Here is a 19,114-nt window from a genome sequence, read left to right on the forward strand (position 1 = left end):
CATGCAATCATTTTCAATGCTGATAAACGGCGAGCTTGTACAAGGTAATCGCCCGTTAGATATCATTAATCCAGCCACAGAAGAAGTATTTCAACGCATAACCTGCGCTGATGAAAGTCAGTTCGAACAAGCCATTGGCGCAGCGAAAGCAGCGTTTCCTCAGTGGCAAACCGTTGATATGCAAACCCGCAGAGACAGCCTAAACAAATTAGCGGATGCTTTAGAAGAGCAAACCAATGTTTTCGCCGAGCTGCTCACTCAAGAACAAGGTAAACCATTGGCCGAGTCTATTGCTGAAGTGGGTTTCAGTTGTGCCTTTATTCGATATTTTGCCCAAAGTGAATTACCCATTGAAACCTATCAAGATGATGAAACCGCCAAAATAGAGTTACATCGCAAACCTCTTGGCGTAGTCGCAGGTGTGGTCCCTTGGAATTTCCCGCTGATGATCGGTAGCTTTAAGTTGGCACCAGCAGTGCTGGCTGGCAATACATTTATATTAAAACCACCTGCTACCACCCCTTTGTGCGTGCTTAAATTGTCTGAAATATGCCAGCAGATATTCCCTAAAGGTGTGGTGAATATCATTACTGACAACAATGACTTGGGCCATATCCTTAGCACCCACCCTGATGTAGCGAAAGTGGCATTTACCGGTTCAACCCCCGTGGGTAAAAAGATCATGTCGGCAGCAGCGACAACGCTTAAGCGGTTGACGTTAGAGCTTGGTGGTAACGACGCAGGTATAGTACTACCCGATGTTGATCCGAAGAAAATTGCCCCTGCTATTTTTGCTACCGCGTTTATGAACTGCGGCCAAGTTTGTATTGCTCTTAAACGCTTATACGTGCATGAAGATATTTACGACGACCTTGTTCACGAGCTCAGTGAATTGGCGAATAATGCCATTGTGGGCAATGGGCTACATGAAGGCGTTACCTTTGGTCCGATTCAAAACAAAGCCCAATTCATCAAAGTACAAGAGTACCTAGCCGACGCAAAAGAAAACGGCGTTATCGCCGCGGGCGGCGAAGTACTCGACGGCCCGGGCTTCTTTATGCGTCCAACCATAGTGCGTGATGTAACCGATGGCTGCAAAGTAGTAGATGAAGAACCATTCGGCCCTATTTTGCCAGTGATCAAATACAAAACCATAGATGAAGCTGTTGAGCGTGCAAACAACTCAGTGTTTGGCCTAGGTGGCTCGGTGTGGTCAAATGATTTAGATAAAGCATACGACGTCGCCAAGCGCTTAGAATGTGGCACCACTTGGATAAACCAACACTTAGCCTTTGGACCTACGGTACCTTTTGGCGGCGCAAAAGAATCGGGTATCGGAGTCGAATTCGCCCAAGAAGGCTTATTGGAGTACACCCAAGTGCATGTCATTAATATGGCCAAACAGACCTTTTAATTTTTGACAGCATAAAATCTCTACAGCCGCCCATACTCATTGAGGGCGGCCTATTCTGCACTTCCTATCTATAAGCTGATCTCATCTGTTTAAGCACACGTATTTATTCCCAGTGATTGACTCTAGGATTACAGGTGTTTATTTTTGAAAAAGCTATATTCAAGGCCTGAAAAGCGTGGACTGTTTTGGTTTCGTCACGACCTGCGTTTACACGATAACCCCGCACTTGTTGCGCTTAGTGAACAAGTGGATGAATTATTATGTGTATTTATAATCGACCCACGATGGTTTAAGAGTAGCCATTTTCAGTCGGCGCATATGGGCGATAAACGTTGGGCGTTTCTGCAACAGAGTCTGTCTAACTTACAGGATAATTTGCAGCAGCAAGGCCATCAGCTGTTTGTGCTTGAGGGAGAAACCTTAGAGGTACTCGATGCCCTAGTTGGTAGTTATACTCCAAATATAGTCGCCTCAGGCATGCACCCCGGTGTTTATGAGCGCCAGCAATGGCAACGATTAAAGCAGAAACAGCCTGATGTTCATTTTATTCAGGAAAACGCTCACAGCTTATTTCAACCTGATACGCTACCGTTTGAAATAGAATTTTTGCCCGCAAGCTTTACTCCATTTAGAAAACGCGTTGAGGATCAGAGTGTTGCTCTCGCTTTACCAGCACCGACGGCTCTGCCACCCGCTCCCGATTTACCTTGGTTATCATCTAAAAATATGGACCTGACGAAAAAAGCAACAGGGCTTGTCTTCACAGGAGGTGAGGACGCTGGCTTAGCGCAACTTGAGTACACACTTTTTACCAGCCACAACATTAAAAATTATAAACAAACACGCAACGGTTTGGATGGTTGGGACTATTCCAGCAAGCTATCCCCTTGGCTAGCTAATGGGTGCCTTTCAGTTAGGCAAGTACTCACTGAGCTAACACGCTACGAATCAGAATATGAAAAAAATGACTCAACCTATTGGCTTTACTTCGAGCTGTTATGGCGAGAATACTTCCAATGGCACCTGTTCAAATACCAATCAAAACTATTTCAGTTTTCTGGGACGCAAGACACTCGCCCGTTGACCACCTTTATCGCTCCAAGGTTCGCAATGTGGTGCCAAGGTCAAACGCCTTATCCCATAGTGAATGCCTATATGAAACAATTAAATCACACTGGCTACATGTCAAACCGAGGCCGCCAGTTGGTCGCTAGCTGCTTGGTGAATGAGCTCGGTGTTGATTGGCGCTTCGGAGCCGCCTACTTTGAACAACAACTTATTGATTTTGACGTGGCATCAAACTGGGGGAATTGGCAGTACCTTGCAGGTGTAGGCGTAGATCCCAGAGGGTATAGACGATTCGATTTAGCCAAGCAGACGCAACAATACGATCCAAATGGGGAATTTGTGCGCCAATGGGCGGCGATACGCACGTTAACGGTATAGACCAAACAGACGCGGCAGACTGGCCTTTTGAGTAAAGAACAAATCAATGTTGTGTGGTTGAAGCGGGACTTACGTTTAAGAGATCATCAAGCCTTATTCGCTGCAGCACAGCAACCGTTGCCGGTAGTGATGATGTACCTATTTGAGCCCTCGGTCATTTCGGATTCTCATTACGATGTACGTCATTGGCGGTTTGTGTGGCAATCCATCGTCGACTTAAACAGCCAACTCGCCGATTATAATGCTCGCATCGTTGTATTCTTCGAAGAAGCCCATTGTGTGTTTGCTCAACTTATGGAACGTTTTCATATTGCAGGCGTGTACAGCCATCAAGAAATCGGCCTTGCCTGCACTTATAAGCGCGATAAAGCTATCGCGCGTATGTTAGATGCTGAAGGTATAGACTGGCACGAATACAGTCATGGTGGCGTTATCCGGGGTGCCGCTAGCCGTCGAGACTGGGAGCAGAATTGGGATAAACATATGAATGCTCCATGTGCAGATGCGCCCCTACATGAAGTCAATTGGCTAACCTTTGCCACCTTGATGACGCTAGATGCCAGTGAAGCATTGCCACAAGAGTATAAAATGCAAAGTCCTGCATTTCAGCTTGGCGGTGAAAAGCGCGCCTGGTACACCTTGCATCATTTTCTGAAAGAGCGCGGCAAAGCTTACGCCTATTCAGTTTCTAGCCCGATAAAAAGCAGAACAGCCTGCTCTAGGCTTTCTCCCTATTTGGCTTGGGGAAGCATAAGTACTCGCCAAGTTTATCAATCAACTTCATCTAAAAAGTACAAGGAAGGATGGCAAAGAGCCATCAACGCCTTTCGGTCTCGTCTGCATTGGCATTGCCACTTTATTCAGAAATTTGAAAGTGAATCAGACATGGAGTTTCGCCCAGTCAACAAAGCCTACCTTGCTTACGAATATGAGCAAGGTGATGAAAAAGACGCTAACTTACATGCTTGGAAAACGGGTCAAACAGGCATTCCCATCGTGGATGCTTCGATGCGCTGCCTGCATCAAACGGGTTATCTAAATTTCCGCATGCGAGCCATGTTAGTGAGTTTTTTGTGTCACCACTTAAATATTGATTGGCGAGAAGGGGCGACCCACTTAGCCCAATTGTTTTTAGACTTTGAACCAGGGATACATTATCCGCAGTTTCAAATGCAAGCGTCAGTAACGGGAACCAACCTTATTCGCTTGTACAACCCGGTTAAACAATCACAAGAAAAAGACCCAAACGGTGAGTTTATTCGCCGCTTTGTGCCTGAAATTGCTGAGCTACCGGATGCACTCATTCACGCGCCATGGCTACTTACTCCCATGGAATGTCAAATATATGAAGTGAAATTAGGGCGAACATACCCGCACCCAATTGTTGCACTTGAGCAAAGCGCGAAGCGCGCAAGAGATACTTTGTGGGCATTTCAGAAACGTGATGATGTTCAACAAGAGAGTAAACGGATCCTCAAGCAACACACTGGTAAATCGCCCCAGAAAAATCTGAACCTTCAACGATAAAAATACGGTTTCAGCGAACCTAAAACGCCGACTTTTTCTTATTTAAAGTCGTTCTATTCCCCGCGCACCGCTTCGAGCAGTATTTGACATTCTCCCAGTCTTTTTGCCACTTTTTTCGCCATGAAAAGGGCCGCTGACAAACGGGGCATATTTTGCTGGGTAAATGTGTTTTGTTCATCATCTGTAGCCGTTAATGACGCCGCTAACGCAGGTCTTTTCGCTCAACTAAATCACCATTTTCTGTCTTGTTTAGCCAAGCTTAACGCAACTTAAATGAAATGAAGCATTTTACTCTTTGTCACAGTCCTTTGACTTAGCCCACTAGGCCCGCAGGACTGTTTCGCGATTAAAACGCTTCCATTTAGACCAAAATTCGTACTGCAAAGATGAACACGCCCTAACGAATATTACTCAAAGAAGTAACGGAATGTAGCACCAATCGTTCTAGGTTGGTTGGTCGTAAAACCAAGTCTTGCTCGACCTCCACGCTCTCTGTCCAATGACAACAACGCATTTTCATCAAACAAATTGTTGGCGTACAACAGAATTTCGTAATCGTCATAGGCTAAACCAAAGCTAAGATTCATTGTGCCATAGGCATCAAGCACCAAGTCTAATTCGGTGGTTTCCAGACCCGTTGCTCCACCAAAGGCCAAGCCAGATACAAACGTGCCTGCGCCGGCGACTTGGTCGCTGGGTTGTGTTATCCGGTCCCCTACGTACTGATACGACCCCTGGAAATAAGTGCTATTTGAAGAGAACAAAGGCGAGGCGAGATCATAAGTAAACGAAATCGAGAAACTTTCTTCAGGCACTGACGCCAAGCGGTTGCCATCTTCTACACCACCGAGTACCGCACCAGAGCCATCAACTACGGTTGAGTCAAATTCTGCTTCTATAATGCTACCGCTAAGAGAGAAGAATAATTGATCTGTAAACTGACGTGTAAGCTCAAATTCTAGGCCTTGCGTGTGGGCATCAGGCACATTGAACGACACTCGAGAAGAACAAGAGCCTGCATCCAAGGTAACCTGTAAGTCTTCGATATCATTGTAAAACGCTGACACATTCGCGCTCCAGCCGCGTCCAGAGGATTTGAAGCCGAACTCATAGTTGGTTAGCTGCTCATCTTCATAATCTTGGAATGAACCAAAAATCGCTTCGTCTTGATCAGAACACAAGCTTCTATTCAATGGATCGTTTACCCCACCCAGTCTGAACCCTTCAGAAATCTGCGCGTTAAGATTCACATTATCGTTTAAGCGATATTGACCAAGAATACGGGACGTAAAGCCATCAGATTCGGTTGCATCGGTTTGATTGTCACCATTGGCAAACAAGCCCCCTGAAATAAACTGACGCTCTTCTTCGTAGTCATAAAAACGTGAGCCCGCAGTCACTTTTAGATCGTCGTTTACTTGGTAATTAACTTCACCAAAAATGGCTAGTTGCGTTAGATCGTAAGGCAAAAAAGCGTTGTAGGGTGAATCTACATCAAACCCATTGGCTACGGCAGCTGAAGTACCTGCACCTAAGGTGGCATCCGTAAAGCTATCGTAACCAGGTGTAGGTAACGTTTGTTTGTAAGTTCGATCAGTTGATGAATAAAACGCGCCGACAATCCAATCTAACGCGCCGTCATCGTTTGATGCTGCGCGCAGCTCGAACGTGTCTTGCTCCACTTCTGTACGATCTAAAAGGTTCGATGGCAGCGTGACCGCCGCATCAGGAAAACCTAAATCAACGCTTACTGAGCCTGATAATGCGCTCGCGTCGCGGCTCACTAGAATATCTCGGTCTGTATAGCTGTATACAAAGGTAAAATCGGCAATATCTGCCGCGTATTCTGCGGTCAAATCGGCTATCAGCGTATCGTCAGAGAAGCCCTCTTCTAATAGTAAGTACTGCTCTCTTTCTTTTAATTCTTTCGCTGGCCACGTTGTAGTGTAAGGGTTGGCAAAGATATTGAACGCGTCTTGTCTATTAAAGCCGTTTATTTCGAGTTCTTGAAAGATGATCCGCGGGGTAATAGTGAGTTTGTCATTTGGGCTGATAACAAACGCCACTCGCCCACCGGTTCTATCCCCATCGTTAACATCTTCTCTAAAAGCATTATCAGGGCCGTATGCATCGATAAACCCCGCATACTCAGTGCGATAAACCACCGCACGCATAGCGACAGAGTCTGAGATAGGAAGGTTTACCATGCCTTTCACATTGCCGCCGGTGCCACCGTCTGATACTGAATTCAGGTTCGCTTCAAATTTCCCCTCGAACGTGTCAAGTTCGGGTTGATTAGTAATATAGCGCAACGTTCCACCTATTGAGCCTGAGCCAAATAGCGTACCTTGAGGGCCGCGCAGCGTCTCTACACGATTTAAATCAAATAAGTCTAAGTCAGGGGTGAATAACGAAAGAGAAATAACACTTTCATCCAAATAAACGCCCACTTGCTCTTTCACGCCCGGCTGGTCACGTACGATTTGCCCAGCAGATACACCGCGCATGGATACTTGGCTTTGTCCAGGGCCAAGATTTTGAATCGCCACACTAGCGACGTTGCGTGCAATATCTTCTAGGTTACTAGCACCACTTCGTTCAAAGTCCTTCTGGGTTTGCGCGTTGATTGAAAATGGAATATCACCAATTGACTCTGCGCGCTTAGTCGCCGTGACTATGATTTGCTCAACACCTTCTTCTTGAGCTTTGTTTTTGTTTTGAGCGGCGCTTGTTTCCTGGGCAATCGCCCCTGTACTGATCAGTCCCATCACCGCGGCACTTATAGCGCATAGGCGAAATTTTTGTGTGTTTAGTTTCAACATTTGTCCATCCAGATTGATTGTTGCTTTTTTGTTAATAAACGTCGTGTAATGTGGCAAAAAAAGTTGGGCATTTCTACTGCTTACCGACGATATATTGTTATTTTTGTAAGTATTTCTGTCCAAACCCAGTATAAAAAACTTAAACCTGAGGCTTGCGCATGAGTATATAAAACAAGTTTCATTACTGTGAAAGCCGATCAGAGCGTGGTTGAAAGACTGTTTGGAGATAACAGATTTTGCATAACTAAAGCTGTGGGAAGACAAATAAATGTCTTTATCTATCACTTTTATTCGCCGACTTATTAGATGAGTAAACCTAAGAGCAACGCAAGTAAGCAGGGTATAAATCACCATTTAGCTGCTGGCTCACCACTGGAAAATTACAGTGAAACCACCACCTTCATTTCAATATATATCGGTTTTTCGCACGAATCAAACAGATACAAAAAAGCCGCTTAATAGCGGCTTTAAGGAATGTTTTTCAACTTTTTTAATTTATACGTTTCCTAGAACGGAATATCATCATCGAAATCGAAGTCAGGTTCTGCCATAGGTGCTGGCTTGTTTTGACCGCCTTGTGGGGCTTGATTGAAACCTTGGTTGCCTTGGCCACCTTGAGGTGCTTGGTTGTAACCTTGGTTAGGTGATTGCTGATAACCTGGCTGGCCGCCAGTGTTTTGACCGCCTTGTGCAGGACGCTGTGCGGGTTGACGCTGCTGCCCTTGGAAGCCGCCTTCAGATTGACCGCCACCTTTACCACCTAACATTTGCATTTGGTCGACAATCACTTCTGTGGTGTATTTGTCTTGGCCTTGCTGATCTTGCCACTTACGGGTTTGCAATTTACCTTCTACGTAAATTTGCGAGCCTTTACGCAAGTATTCGCCTGCCACTTCGGCCAAACGACGATACATAGTCAGGCGATGCCATTCGGTGCGCTCTTGCATTTGCCCTTGTTGGTCTTTCCAGCTTTCGCTGGTCGCGATGCTTAAATTCGCTACCGCGTTACCATTTGGCATATAACGTACTTCAGGATCTTGCCCTAAGTTGCCCACCAAGATGACTTTATTAATTCCACGATTCATATACTACCTCTCCAAATCCTTTATTTATCTTATATACAGAGAGTATATCATGTTTGTACTATACTATACTCTCGGCAGTGCCTATTTACCGAACTTCGCATCAAAAACAGTAGAGTATTGAATTTCAGCTTCTAGCGTTTCAATACGCTTTTTAAAGTGTTCTAAATGGGCTGTACCTTTGTGTTTAGCTTCAAATGCTAAAACAAGCTCTTCCAAATCTTTCAGCATGGAGTACCTCTTCAGCAAGAGGCTGTGTGCGATGTATAGCTCTCCCTCAAATGAATCGACTCTTGAAGAGCTTCTACCTTTGCCTTCTTGGAGCTGAATTATTTCAGCCTCTTGCTCAACAACCCTATCCGTCAGCCCCTTTTGCTCCTTTTTAAGGCGCGCTATTTCCTTGTTCAAACTAACTATGGTCTGGCCTCGTGTTTGACGTCCTGCCCCTTTTTTTCTATCGTTCTTCGCAGATTCTATTTTATCGATCAGTGCTTGATGTATTAGGCCACCAGTTTTGTCATTCTTCCTATACAACGTTGTCTTGCCAACAGCATTACCGTCACTAGTTTTGGCGTTTACTATGACCGATGTTTGAGTGATAGGAAGGCCTCTATCAATTAAGTCTTTAAGCGACTCCTCAATTGCCGCAACAAATTCCCCCGAGCTAATTCGGAACTTCAATCTAATGGACCTCTTTAAACATGCTTATGACGTGCTCAGCGTACTGAACACCTCTGCGAGCTGAATCAACCATTAACTGATCCTCAGAATTATTCAAAACGACTTGGTGCGCGTCTCTACGTTTCTTCCAATAATCAACACGCCCCTCATCAACACCAAAATTCGGACAACTGCTGCACGTCTTCTCGTTTCGGTTTGTGTAATCTGGGTTCTCTCCGTCGGTAGAACACTTCGCTCGACTTCCCCTAACTGTCGACATAAAACAGTATCCATCTGCATTAGGGATTACCTGATAATTAAATTTCTCTATCATCCTATCGATAAAAATACTAATGACTTCAGGTTCTACTACCTTGACCTTTTGCTGTATCAGTCGTCGATATCGAGACAAAGCACTCTTAATTCCCCCCTCTATATTGTTTCCTCCGAGAAACGCTTGTTCAAAAATTTTTGCAGTGTAACGTTGCATCTCTTCGGGGAGGAAATCATACACGTCAGGGTCATCGACGTAAATTTCAGTAAAAAAGTGACTATTGTGGTAAAGAAATCTCGATAAATAATCAAGGTCGCCAATCTCAAATCTCCATGTCCAAATCATAGCGAAAGCGCGCCTAAGCATGTGTGGACGTAGTGCGAAATTTATCGATGCATCCTTAGCAAACTCATTAAAAAGTCTGTACAAGACAGCCGTTGAGAGGGTATTACAATCTATACTGTCATTACTTACACAATTTTGGAACGGCAATCGCAGGAGTAATTTATCAAGGCCAGATGCTGTTTTCCTTACAAACTTGGTTAGCTCAATAATAAGCTTTAAAGCTTTTTTACCATCTTCAGGTAGAGGACGTTGTGTGTGCTTCCCAGTCTCGGTATGTGCAGTTTTATGCTCTGTACCTTCGAGATTTACATTTTCGAGGGTTCTAACTGCGTCACTGTATTTTAGAACGTTTGCCTCGTGTTTTCTCATGGCCGTCAAAGATAAAATCGTTACAATTGCGGATGCGTAAATGATTCGGATACGCTTAAAAAGCTGCAAAGATGACTCATTGAATTCTTTTTTATAGTGATAAGCACAGTTTGACGGCCCTACTAATTCTTTGATCTCTATATAACGCTCCAGTTTACACAGCCATTGATCAGCATATTCAACTTCATGTAATGCTTTGTCGAGAAGCTTAAAAAAGTCTCTCGGTCGTATAGTTTTCGTGCGACCACCTTGCCTTCCTAGCTTCTTCGCCCTCGGCTTTAATTTACCAGAATAGTAAGGCAAAAAGGCAAGCCCACAACCAACTTCGTCTCTTAATTTCCACATCAGGTTTACAATATGCAACTTGGTAATTACACTATTTATCGTCAATTGGGATTCTTTGATAAACTCCTCATATGAAGCTATATGTATTCTTTTCACTTCTGCTATGTGATGTAATCTATTTGTAAAGCAAAACCAAAGACAAACAGACCTTATTTCCCTAGCGTAACCAGCAAGAGTGATAGTTTTTTTCACATCCGTTGAGTCTGAGTCTATGATTACCTGAACTAACTTTTGAGCATACTCTTTCCATGGTCGCCATCGCCCAAAGTCACTCTTTGAGGACGTTACTAAATCGGGTGTCCAATTAACTGTAAATGAAGACAGGGCAGAATGATTGTCAGGTTTAAAAAACCACTTATCAGCGTTAGATTTACTCTCCAGCCACCAGAGTTTAGCTGGATCAAAATTGCTATCGGGAGTAATTTGCGACGGTATATGTTTGCTTTTATTTGTTTGCATGATCCTAATCCATAAGTGCAATTTTAATATTGGCAACGACTGATTCAGCTTCCAATACTTCAGCTCTGGAGCACTTCGCCAATAAAGCTGAATATTCAGCTAATTTCAATTGCCAGTACTCCGCCCACCTTTTCTTATTATTGAACTTGAGCCTTTGCTCGTTTGCTTCGATCCACCTGAAATAGGCCAACCACTCTGCAATCAATTTTGGGTCTTTTAAAACTACCCTTTTGGCTGGACAATCGAAGCACATCTCAATTCCACCGCAAGTCACTTCAGGAACTTCTTCACGCCCACATTGGTAACCATTCCCTGTATCTGGGAATTCTTTGCTTCGTTGTGAAAGCAGGTATTCTTGGAAATTAGCCAGTTTTCTATCCTGGAGGTTTTGAGTTTCGACTCTAATCCCATAGCCTTCAGTTGTTGATAAGTGTTTGTGGTTCAGTTTGTATTTCAGTTGACTAAGCGAACTACCGGATAGGATCTCTACTGCCGCAATCGTTGGTTTAAAGTTTTCTCCGGTGACCTCGTTAACAAGTGCATTGAATTCTGGGTGCTGCTTTGCAAGTTGTTTTGTGACGCTTCTGACCATATATGACGACGTACTTTTATCAAAACACCTTATCGAATACCTACCTTTTGACTTAGTAAAGTGAAGGAACAACTCACAATCCTCCTTCAATAGCCAGTCTTGCCCACCTTTCACCTCTTTTAACAGCTTTTTCAATCTAGTTTGGTATGCACAAAACGCGACGCAGAGTGGATCTTTCCTAGATAGTTCTTTATCTATCGGTGAGCCTCGCTTCTTTCCCATGTGAACGGCCATGTTTCCACTTTCTATGGATGGCACGAAGGCATCTAAATAAGCATAAAAAACAACGGTATCGACGTTTGGAGCCAGCTCTTTATGAGATAAAGCGGCTACTAGGAAATATTGAAGGTTGTAGGCGCTTGTGAAGAAAGCAGACTGAATGCGCCTAGGAGGCCATCCACGGCTCTTGCAAAAATCACCTATACCCAACGGCCAATCATTTGATGAGGGTATCAATCGTCCAAAATGAGAGTATAAAATCTGCAAGGCCAATTTTAGAGTTCTGTTAGTGGCGATGGATGCCCAATCACCTTCAGACAGCCTGTAGTCTTTGACTCCCCGCATGTTTTCCGTATCTTTATCAGTGATCTTCTTCAGGATATTGTCAATTAACAGGCAGTCTTCAAACCAGCTCTCAATCCAATCTAAGCTAAGAGTGTGGTAACGTTCTAAAAAATGTCACCGTAGGCAAGAGCCTCAGCCTCTTCTCTGTTGACTGTGTGCCTTGCAACAATACATTCAATTACACCCTTATTTTCATTGGCGAAAGTATTAACCGCTCCTTTCGCTAATTCAATGATAGATGGTTTGGCACTCTTTGTTGTGTACTCGAAGTTTTTTGGCAGACTATCCGTTGGTATCACTTCAGCTAGCATTAGAAAATTAACAAAGTTGCGGCAAGTACTAAATACCTGTGCTTTTGTATTAGCACTTGCAGGGTTTCTAACGTCCATCTGATATTTAAAATCACGCAGTGATTTGCAACTTACAGCGCCATTAAGAGATGCGACATATTTCAAGTAGCGCAGTACAGTATTGACGGTAGCTCGTTTGGAGGCTTGATTTCTGCTCCAAATCAGCAACTGCTCAAAGATTTGTTCACTATCGTGAATATGAGATATACATGCGGCATCAATTGAGTCGCCAGACTCAGCGGGGATCTTCCACTCAACATTTCGAGCAAGATGAATAATAGAGCTTTCGGGCTTTACCTCTATTTTTCTCCGTTGTAGTTTGGCCATTAGCTAAAGTCTTCACTAAACCTGTCACCGGCATAAACTTCCATCGCATCAAGTGAGCTATGCCTCGAACTCTGCATAGTTAAACGTTCGGGACGTTTATAGCCAGCCTCATCGTTCGCTTTGAGTGTCTTGGTAACAAAGTTGTGCCTCAAGCCGTGTGTCCAGACGCGTTCGTCTTTAGTGAGCTTTCCCTCTTTTACAGCTTTGAGAAAAGCTTTTCTTATACTGCTAGAGAACGATATAGGGGATAAATTCAACCCAGACTTGTCGGATAAAAATATGCTCGAAGGTTCGATATATCTAGTGCGTCCACGATCCTTATTATGGACACGATAAAATTTTGTAACTATCTGGACTCTATAAAGGTCAATATAGTCCCATGTGGCAAGCACAAGACTTGGAGGAACACGAACCACTTCCATTCGATTACCCTTTGTAACTGAAAGATTCATTGGAACAAGTCTCTCTGAATGTAAGGCACGCTCAGCAGTTTCTCTCGTTGGAAGACTCTTGATCTTTAGGTGGCAAATCTCGAGTGCTCTTAGCCCTCCCAAGCGGCCCCAATCAATCATCAGCTCAAAGCGTATTGCAAGACTTGGACTCTTTGGGCCATAGGGCTTTATAAGTTCTATCCAGTTCGAGCGTGGCGCTATTTTCTGACGTTTATCACTATTACTATTTTTAATAGTAGAATGCTTGACACGGTTTGACTCGCTATAAGAAATTTGTATTTTATGAATCTTCTTATCGCCGCATAAGTAAGGCTCATAGTTGTTTGTTGTAAGCCATAGACAATAGTCAATAACGGTCCTGCATACCTGGCTGGCATAATTTTCAGTGTTGTGTGCTTCATCATCATTTCTCTTTATGATGGCTGCTTTATATGCTTTTAGCCAAGCATCGTTTATCTCTGAAACCTTCTTTCCATCAACCTCCAGTTGACTAACGAAATCACAAATATGCGCACCATAAGTACCCACACTCGACACTTCAGCCGTTTTTAAACAATCGAGAAAATATTGCAAGGAAAGTGTGTGCACCTGGAGATTATGATCCAGTATCACCGGAAACCCTGACACTCCAGCAATACCATCTAGCGTTGCATTAGTCGTTTTTTTAAGAAATGCCATATTTATAATTATGATCCTTGCTCTGGCTCGCTCAACTCATTTTGTGCCTTCTCCAACGCTAGCCTGATTTAAGAAACTAAATAATTCGGGCATCATGGCGTTTTCTAGTCATTCTTGCTCATGCTTTTACAAAGATAAGATCCCCTTTTTGTCTATCTCCGCTTTTGGTTCCGAGACGTGCCGATATCATAGTTAGTATCGGCAATTTCCAAATGTCGTATTTAATATCCTCGCTAATTTGGGATGAGCAAATATCAAAGAGTCATTCCACTTACAGGATCAGTTATTCAATAGACAATCTTAGCATAGAATTGCAATCCTGCCGTTTTTTAACGAAAAATAATCAACATAAACATGCACTTAACTAATATAACCAAGCTATTATCAATAGTTAGCTGTTTTGTTTTGAAGACTAATCAGTGTGTTGATAATGCTGGTGAAAAATTGTATGCATGAATTATTTTTCCGTTAAAACGTTAGTCCATTACTTATGCTATTGAATGCCTCAGTCTCAACGCTTAGCCAAACTCCAACTCCTTGTGGATTTGCATTAAGTAGAATAAGGCACTGCAACTTGTTCGTTTCTACATGCACTTCCTCTAGCTCCCTCTCATCCACCTCAAGCACATTTGGTTTATACATAAAAATAATTTCAAAAAACATTTGGAATATCTGTATTTTGGATCAATAATGTAGATATGTATGTTAAAGGTAGCTCGTATTGCAAGTCATTAGGCAGGACAGATTAGCTGATTTCTCTGAAAGGTATGCAGAAAAACGCATTGCTTTACAGTGCTGGCTGGCGGAAGCCAAGAAAGCGAGCTGGCAGTGTGCCGATGACATTTTGAAAGATTATAAGGGGGTAAAAGTCTCGGAAACAGATGAAGTAACATTTATCATGGATAGTGGGACGGTCAAAGTGGTTACCAAAGCCATTTTTAGAAAGAACATTTTACGAATTGACGAGGTTGGATTGTCAGTTTAACCAGAGACGGAACTCACAGGGCTGGCGGATGAAACATGAATATCAAAATTATCAGAAATAGTGAAGAGTATAGAAAGGCAACCGATTATCTGGACGAATTGTTAGCGTCGGGTGATCAAGATAATGACGACTTAATTGATGTCATGACCTTGCTTATCTCTAACTATGAGGAAGAGCTTTTTGATATTGGCTTGCCAGATCCTGTATCGGCTATTGAACACCGTATGGAACAACAGGGCATAACGAGAAAGGATTTAATCCAGTACCTTGGAAGTCAGAGCCGCGTCTCAGAAGTTATAAATGGTAAGGCTCCTCTGAGTCTATCTATGATCAAGAACCTGCATGAAGGGTTGGGTATTTCTTACGAAGTGCTCATGCAAGATCAGAAGCTTGAGCCAGATCAGCGCAAAGTGAATTATGAAGACTATCCAATAACAGCTATGTTCAAGAAGGGCTTTTTCCCCAAAGCTATAAAATCAGCTTCCGATGCTAAATCGAAGGCTGAAGAGCTAATTCGCGACATGTTTGAGGTGGTTAAACTTACGCCATTCGCAATGGCAGGAGTAGGGGCACCCCATCTACGAAGCGCTGTCCATACAACGAATAAGCGCATGGATGACCTTGCACTTCAAGCATGGCAAGCGAAGGTGCTTCACCAGACACTTAATCACAAATTGCCAAAGTGCCAATTGGATTCCATCGATTTACCTTTCTTGAGAGAGACTTTGAAGCTTTCTCGTTTAGAAAATGGGCCGTTGTTAGCAAAAGAAGAACTAGCTAACAATGGTATCCATCTTGTATTCCAAGAGCATCTCCCTAAAACGTATCTTGATGGTGCGGCGATGTGGGGGTTGGATGGAAACCCGGTGATTGGGATGACGATCCGATATGACCGACTGGATAATTTCTGGTTTGTTTTGATGCACGAGCTTGCTCACGTTTCTCGTCACCTTAAGGATTCAAAGGAAGCCTATTTTGATGACATTGATGGTGATAAAGATAACAAAGAGGATGAGGCTGACGAGATGGCTTTAGATGCACTTGTCGAAAAATCCGAGTGGGAAAAATACTGTGCGTTGCTTACTACGCCTGAGAGCGTAGTAAATCTGGCTAAGAAATTAATGGTAAATCCTGCGGTTATAGCAGGTAGATACAGAAAAGAAGTAAGTGACTACAGAATTTACAACAGACTTATAGGAAGTAAAGAAGTTAGGAAAATGGTATTTCCGTAGGCGGGTATGGTGCCGCCCAAACAGTGCGCCAACACTGTTTGAGCGGAAAGTTGCCCAAAACCCAGCGAGGTGGACTTAGGAAGTTTCCTTGAAAGCACGGCTAATTTAGTCGAAATCTCGAAAACTTTCAACCATCGCCTCCAAGATAACAATAAGGAGTGCGCTAATGACTTCTAAGAACAAGTTGAAAGTTCCGAAAGGAATGAAGCTGATTTTTAGACCCTATCGCAAAGATCCTAAGTCTGGCCAGATGCTCTACGCGAGAAATCATGGCCTTAAGGCTTGGCCGATCCTTGTGCCTATAGAGACAGCTTAAAATCATTAAGAGAGTCGGGTCTCTATGAGACTCGGCATTTCAAACAGTATTAATTCGAGATTAATAACATGACTAACCGTAAACAATCGTCATCAAAAATGGCCTCTCAGGCCTCATTCATTATGTCTGACAAAAGCTCTTCTCAGATCCAGAAATCACTTGCCGCTTCCGTTTTGAGTCAAACCAAGACTACACATCAAACTGGTTCGGCAATGGAATCTAAGGCATCGAGTGTCTTGCAAAGTGATAAATATAGTGCGGAAACGAAGTCTTTGGCAGCGTCTGTATTGTCGCAGTCGAATAAAGCACGTTAAGCTCAAGGCTGCTTGAGCAGCCTTTCTTTTCAAGCCATCAATGTGGGTCTTAGCAATATTGACAAGCGAGGGAGCTAAACAAGGATTGTGAACAAAAGTAGTCATTACGACAGAAAAGCTTGCATTCCTATAGAATTCTATGAGAATATTATTTCAACAACGGTTTCCTCCAAAGCGAAAGTTTGTAAGAGTGGAAACCTTTTTTTTGTCTAAAATTAGGTTGAATGCAGTCTCCCCATCCTCAAAAGATTCCATATCAAAAGCCATACAAATCTAGTGCTGATCTGTGTGTCATGCTTCAAAATCAGGGGTTGGCTATTGGCGATATCCCTATTGCCAAAGAGACTTTAGACAACTGTAGCTACTATCGCTTTAAAGCTTACCTATTCCCTCTCAAAAATCATGCTACAAAGCAATATAACCCCAATACCACATTTGAAGATGGGTTAGAGTTGTATGAGTTTGATAATGAGCTTCGGTTTTACCTGTTCAAGTTAATAGCCAAGGTCGAGGTTGGTGTCAGGTCCGTTTTAGACCAGTGGATCACAAAAGAAACGAACAACTCATTTTGGTATCTTGACTCTTCGCTATTTAAAGATAACGGGACTCAGATAAAAACGGTTAATCAGGTTAGAGGAATGTTTGTGGACTCAAAGGAAGAGTTCGCAAAACATTATTCTGCCAAGTATTACAATGACTACTGCCCATTCCATCGAGATCTGCCACCTGGGTGGGTAGCACTAGAGTTAATGACATTTGGCAACGTGTTATCTCTGATGAACAGTTTTAGTGATACCTCAATACAGTCACTAAAACTTAACAGGTTTGCAAAGAAAAAGTTAAACGTAGAAAAGTTCACTACCCTGTGTAATTGGATGGAAGCTATTAGACAAGTACGGAATGCATGCGGTCATCATAATAGATTGTTCAATAGAAATTTAGCCGCACCAAATGGGATAAAAAAGTATCTTCAGTCTGCTATTCAACTTGTTAAAACTCGTCAGAATCAATCAAGGGTGCAAGACCAGTTGAACAGGTTGTACACCAATATGGCTGCGATACAAGTTTTGCTTGAGGCTTTAGGGCATGAGGAGAAAATTGGTAACAAGATTAACACTCTGTTCTCAATGTATCCAAAGGCTTGGTATGATCTTCCCCCAGTTTCGTAGACACTTAACTTGCCTGTGAATATGTATCCTCCTAATTACGTACAAGTCAGTACAAAACGTCATTCATGAAAAGTGATTCACTGATTTACTCTTCCTAAATTTTATTTATCCTAATGTTATAACCAAATGATGCAGCATGATGAGTCAACACTCGCAACAACCAATCAAATGTACTTTTCTCTATTGTTTGATTATTCGCAATTTCGTTTACTGGATTCTCTAACTTCTGGTGTTTTTGTTTATCTGGTGCTTGCAATTTTGAATGCCTAGTTAGTGGGTAAATTGCTAAAGATTCTGTAAAGTGAAAACTAGTTACAAAATTTAGGAGTTCGGCATTCAAACACACTACCTTGATCACTTGGATGACAAGATCGTTAAAGCTTAGATTGTAATGATCTGACTTTTTTTCAATAGGAGCTATACCTTGCTGAATTAAAGCGGACTTGACCTTTTCTTCAAACAGAAATGCACTATTACCTCTTTCGTTTTTCAACCTAAAAACAACAACCTCTGAGCTTCCATTAATAAATGGCCTACTAGTTGTCATTGATACTTGAAACCCCAGCTTACTGTCATTTATGCCCTTTCCAGTTCGAATATAAAATAATGGTGGAACAGCTTTATTTTCAGGTAGCTCAGGATAAAAATGAATTGATTTAGACACTAAACTAGGAAACGTTGAGGTAATTAAACTAGACTTAGATAATGAAATCATACAGCTAGACAACTCACTCATGGTTTTGGGTTGCTTTTGGTTAATACATTTCCACACTTCAGGAAGCTTAGCAGGGTATTTGATAGACAACGGTATAGTCAACTTCAACCCATATTTCACCAAGTGGTTAATAACAGACAATGTTGGGATGGCTTTTATTGGAACTGAATTATTAGAACAGAAGGAGAGAACCAGCTCTTGTCTGTTCTTGAAACTTATCTGGTTATCAACAAAAAAGTTTATCTGCCTTTCCACATAATCTGCACTTTCAGAGGTACTGATGAGCGAAAGTATTCCATTGTTTGAATCAACTTTGCATTTGACGGATTTACAAACTGACACCGACAACTTACTAGATATTATGGAGGTTAAATCCACGCCTCTCATTTTATAACTGTGAATATTATTTGCACTAAGGGAATGTTCTGGTGTCACTAACTTACTGATCTGGCATACCAAAGCTGACGAAATACAATCGTTATGTATATTATTTTGAAATATATGCTTTACACGTTCAGCAATGAAATTTGCATACTCTTCTGCGGCTAAGGTCATATGACTTACGTCCGTGTCGGACACATTAGCTGCAACCATTGCGAAAATAGGAAGATTGTTTCCGTCCGCATAATTTTTCTTCCCGACGTAATAATTGTTCAATTCGCTGCCTAATAATTATT

General features: G+C 42.6%; 15 protein-coding genes. 6 read left to right on the plus strand and 9 right to left on the minus strand.

Going from position 1 to position 19,114, the window contains the following annotated elements; translation table 11 throughout:
- The first annotated feature begins 1 nt into the window (after window position 1).
- From GMES_RS09255 to GMES_RS09265, 3 genes are all read left to right on the plus strand, one after another.
- Window positions 2-1,414 carry an aldehyde dehydrogenase family protein gene (locus GMES_RS09255; protein ID WP_006992391.1) on the plus strand — a complete coding sequence of 471 codons (1,413 nt, stop codon included), beginning with the start codon at window positions 2-4 and terminating at the stop codon, window positions 1,412-1,414.
- Between the two features lie 144 nt (window positions 1,415-1,558).
- A complete protein-coding gene (locus tag GMES_RS09260; protein ID WP_006992392.1) occupies window positions 1,559-2,860 on the plus strand; it encodes a DASH family cryptochrome in 1,302 nt (433 codons plus the stop codon).
- Between the two features lie 27 nt (window positions 2,861-2,887).
- Entirely contained in the window at window positions 2,888-4,387 is a 1,500-nt protein-coding gene (locus GMES_RS09265; RefSeq protein WP_006992393.1) for a cryptochrome/deoxyribodipyrimidine photo-lyase family protein, read from the plus strand.
- A gap of 19 nt (window positions 4,388-4,406) precedes the next feature.
- Here the strand turns inward: GMES_RS09265 and GMES_RS22220 are convergent, their stop codons facing one another.
- From GMES_RS22220 to GMES_RS09300, 8 genes are all read right to left on the minus strand, one after another.
- Complete coding sequence (locus GMES_RS22220; RefSeq protein ID WP_083879597.1) at window positions 4,407-4,565, minus strand: DUF2256 domain-containing protein; 159 nt, start codon at window positions 4,563-4,565, stop codon at window positions 4,407-4,409.
- A 229-nt stretch (window positions 4,566-4,794) separates the two neighbouring features.
- Window positions 4,795-7,209 (minus strand): TonB-dependent receptor, encoded by a 2,415-nt coding sequence (locus tag GMES_RS09270; protein ID WP_193362985.1) that lies wholly within the window; start codon window positions 7,207-7,209, stop codon window positions 4,795-4,797.
- 506 nt (window positions 7,210-7,715) lie between these two features.
- On the minus strand, window positions 7,716-8,294 hold the full coding sequence (locus GMES_RS09275) for a single-stranded DNA-binding protein (RefSeq protein ID WP_006992397.1): 579 nt from the start codon (window positions 8,292-8,294) through the stop codon (window positions 7,716-7,718).
- An 81-nt stretch (window positions 8,295-8,375) separates the two neighbouring features.
- On the minus strand, window positions 8,376-8,972 hold the full coding sequence (locus tag GMES_RS09280; protein ID WP_006992398.1) for a hypothetical protein: 597 nt from the start codon (window positions 8,970-8,972) through the stop codon (window positions 8,376-8,378).
- Between the two features lies 1 nt (window position 8,973).
- Window positions 8,974-10,743, minus strand: a complete 1,770-nt coding sequence (locus tag GMES_RS09285; RefSeq protein ID WP_006992399.1) for a site-specific integrase — start codon at window positions 10,741-10,743, stop codon at window positions 8,974-8,976.
- A 4-nt stretch (window positions 10,744-10,747) separates the two neighbouring features.
- On the minus strand, window positions 10,748-11,899 hold the full coding sequence (locus GMES_RS09290; protein WP_006992400.1) for a hypothetical protein: 1,152 nt from the start codon (window positions 11,897-11,899) through the stop codon (window positions 10,748-10,750).
- Between the two features lie 104 nt (window positions 11,900-12,003).
- Window positions 12,004-12,576, minus strand: coding sequence for a hypothetical protein (locus GMES_RS09295; RefSeq protein ID WP_006992401.1), 573 nt, complete (start codon window positions 12,574-12,576; stop codon window positions 12,004-12,006).
- The gene (locus tag GMES_RS09300) at window positions 12,576-13,706 is read right to left on the minus strand and encodes a site-specific integrase (RefSeq protein ID WP_006992402.1); all 1,131 of its coding nucleotides are present in this window, start codon (window positions 13,704-13,706) and stop codon (window positions 12,576-12,578) included. Before GMES_RS09300 ends, GMES_RS09295 begins: the two co-directional genes overlap by 1 nt.
- A gap of 721 nt (window positions 13,707-14,427) precedes the next feature.
- Here GMES_RS09300 and GMES_RS09310 point away from each other — a divergent pair.
- The 3 genes from GMES_RS09310 (at window position 14,428) to GMES_RS09320 (ending at window position 17,722) form a co-directional block, all read left to right on the plus strand.
- Window positions 14,428-14,691: a type II toxin-antitoxin system HigB family toxin gene (locus tag GMES_RS09310; protein WP_006992403.1), complete on the plus strand. Its 264-nt coding sequence runs from the start codon at window positions 14,428-14,430 to the stop codon at window positions 14,689-14,691.
- 35 nt (window positions 14,692-14,726) lie between these two features.
- Window positions 14,727-15,923 (plus strand): helix-turn-helix domain-containing protein, encoded by a 1,197-nt coding sequence (locus GMES_RS09315; protein ID WP_006992404.1) that lies wholly within the window; start codon window positions 14,727-14,729, stop codon window positions 15,921-15,923.
- A gap of 854 nt (window positions 15,924-16,777) precedes the next feature.
- The gene (locus tag GMES_RS09320; RefSeq protein ID WP_006992405.1) at window positions 16,778-17,722 is read left to right on the plus strand and encodes an Abi family protein; all 945 of its coding nucleotides are present in this window, start codon (window positions 16,778-16,780) and stop codon (window positions 17,720-17,722) included.
- A 94-nt stretch (window positions 17,723-17,816) separates the two neighbouring features.
- Here the strand turns inward: GMES_RS09320 and GMES_RS09325 are convergent, their stop codons facing one another.
- A complete protein-coding gene (locus GMES_RS09325) occupies window positions 17,817-18,992 on the minus strand; it encodes a hypothetical protein (protein WP_153811067.1) in 1,176 nt (391 codons plus the stop codon).
- Between the last annotated feature and the right edge of the window lie 122 nt (window positions 18,993-19,114).

This window comes from Paraglaciecola mesophila KMM 241 (genome assembly GCF_000315015.1).
GTDB classification, from domain to species: domain Bacteria; phylum Pseudomonadota; class Gammaproteobacteria; order Enterobacterales; family Alteromonadaceae; genus Paraglaciecola; species Paraglaciecola mesophila.

Bases quoted from the DNA above. Each gene is read 5' to 3' on its own strand.
- GMES_RS09270 (WP_193362985.1), bottom strand. From the start codon at position 7,209: ATGTTGAAACTAAACACACAAAAATTTCGCCTATGCGCTATAAGTGCC.
- GMES_RS09315 (WP_006992404.1), top strand. From the start codon at position 14,727: ATGAATATCAAAATTATCAGAAATAGTGAAGAGTATAGAAAGGCAACC.
- GMES_RS09325 (WP_153811067.1), bottom strand. From the start codon at position 18,992: ATGACCTTAGCCGCAGAAGAGTATGCAAATTTCATTGCTGAACGTGTA.
- GMES_RS09300 (WP_006992402.1), bottom strand. From the start codon at position 13,706: ATGGCATTTCTTAAAAAAACGACTAATGCAACGCTAGATGGTATTGCT.
- GMES_RS09295 (WP_006992401.1), bottom strand. From the start codon at position 12,576: ATGGCCAAACTACAACGGAGAAAAATAGAGGTAAAGCCCGAAAGCTCT.
- GMES_RS09285 (WP_006992399.1), bottom strand. From the start codon at position 10,743: ATGCAAACAAATAAAAGCAAACATATACCGTCGCAAATTACTCCCGAT.
- GMES_RS09320 (WP_006992405.1), top strand. From the start codon at position 16,778: ATGCAGTCTCCCCATCCTCAAAAGATTCCATATCAAAAGCCATACAAA.
- GMES_RS22220 (WP_083879597.1), bottom strand. From the start codon at position 4,565: ATGAACAAAACACATTTACCCAGCAAAATATGCCCCGTTTGTCAGCGG.
- GMES_RS09290 (WP_006992400.1), bottom strand. From the start codon at position 11,899: ATGCGGGGAGTCAAAGACTACAGGCTGTCTGAAGGTGATTGGGCATCC.
- GMES_RS09255 (WP_006992391.1), top strand. From the start codon at position 2: ATGCAATCATTTTCAATGCTGATAAACGGCGAGCTTGTACAAGGTAAT.
- GMES_RS09275 (WP_006992397.1), bottom strand. From the start codon at position 8,294: ATGAATCGTGGAATTAATAAAGTCATCTTGGTGGGCAACTTAGGGCAA.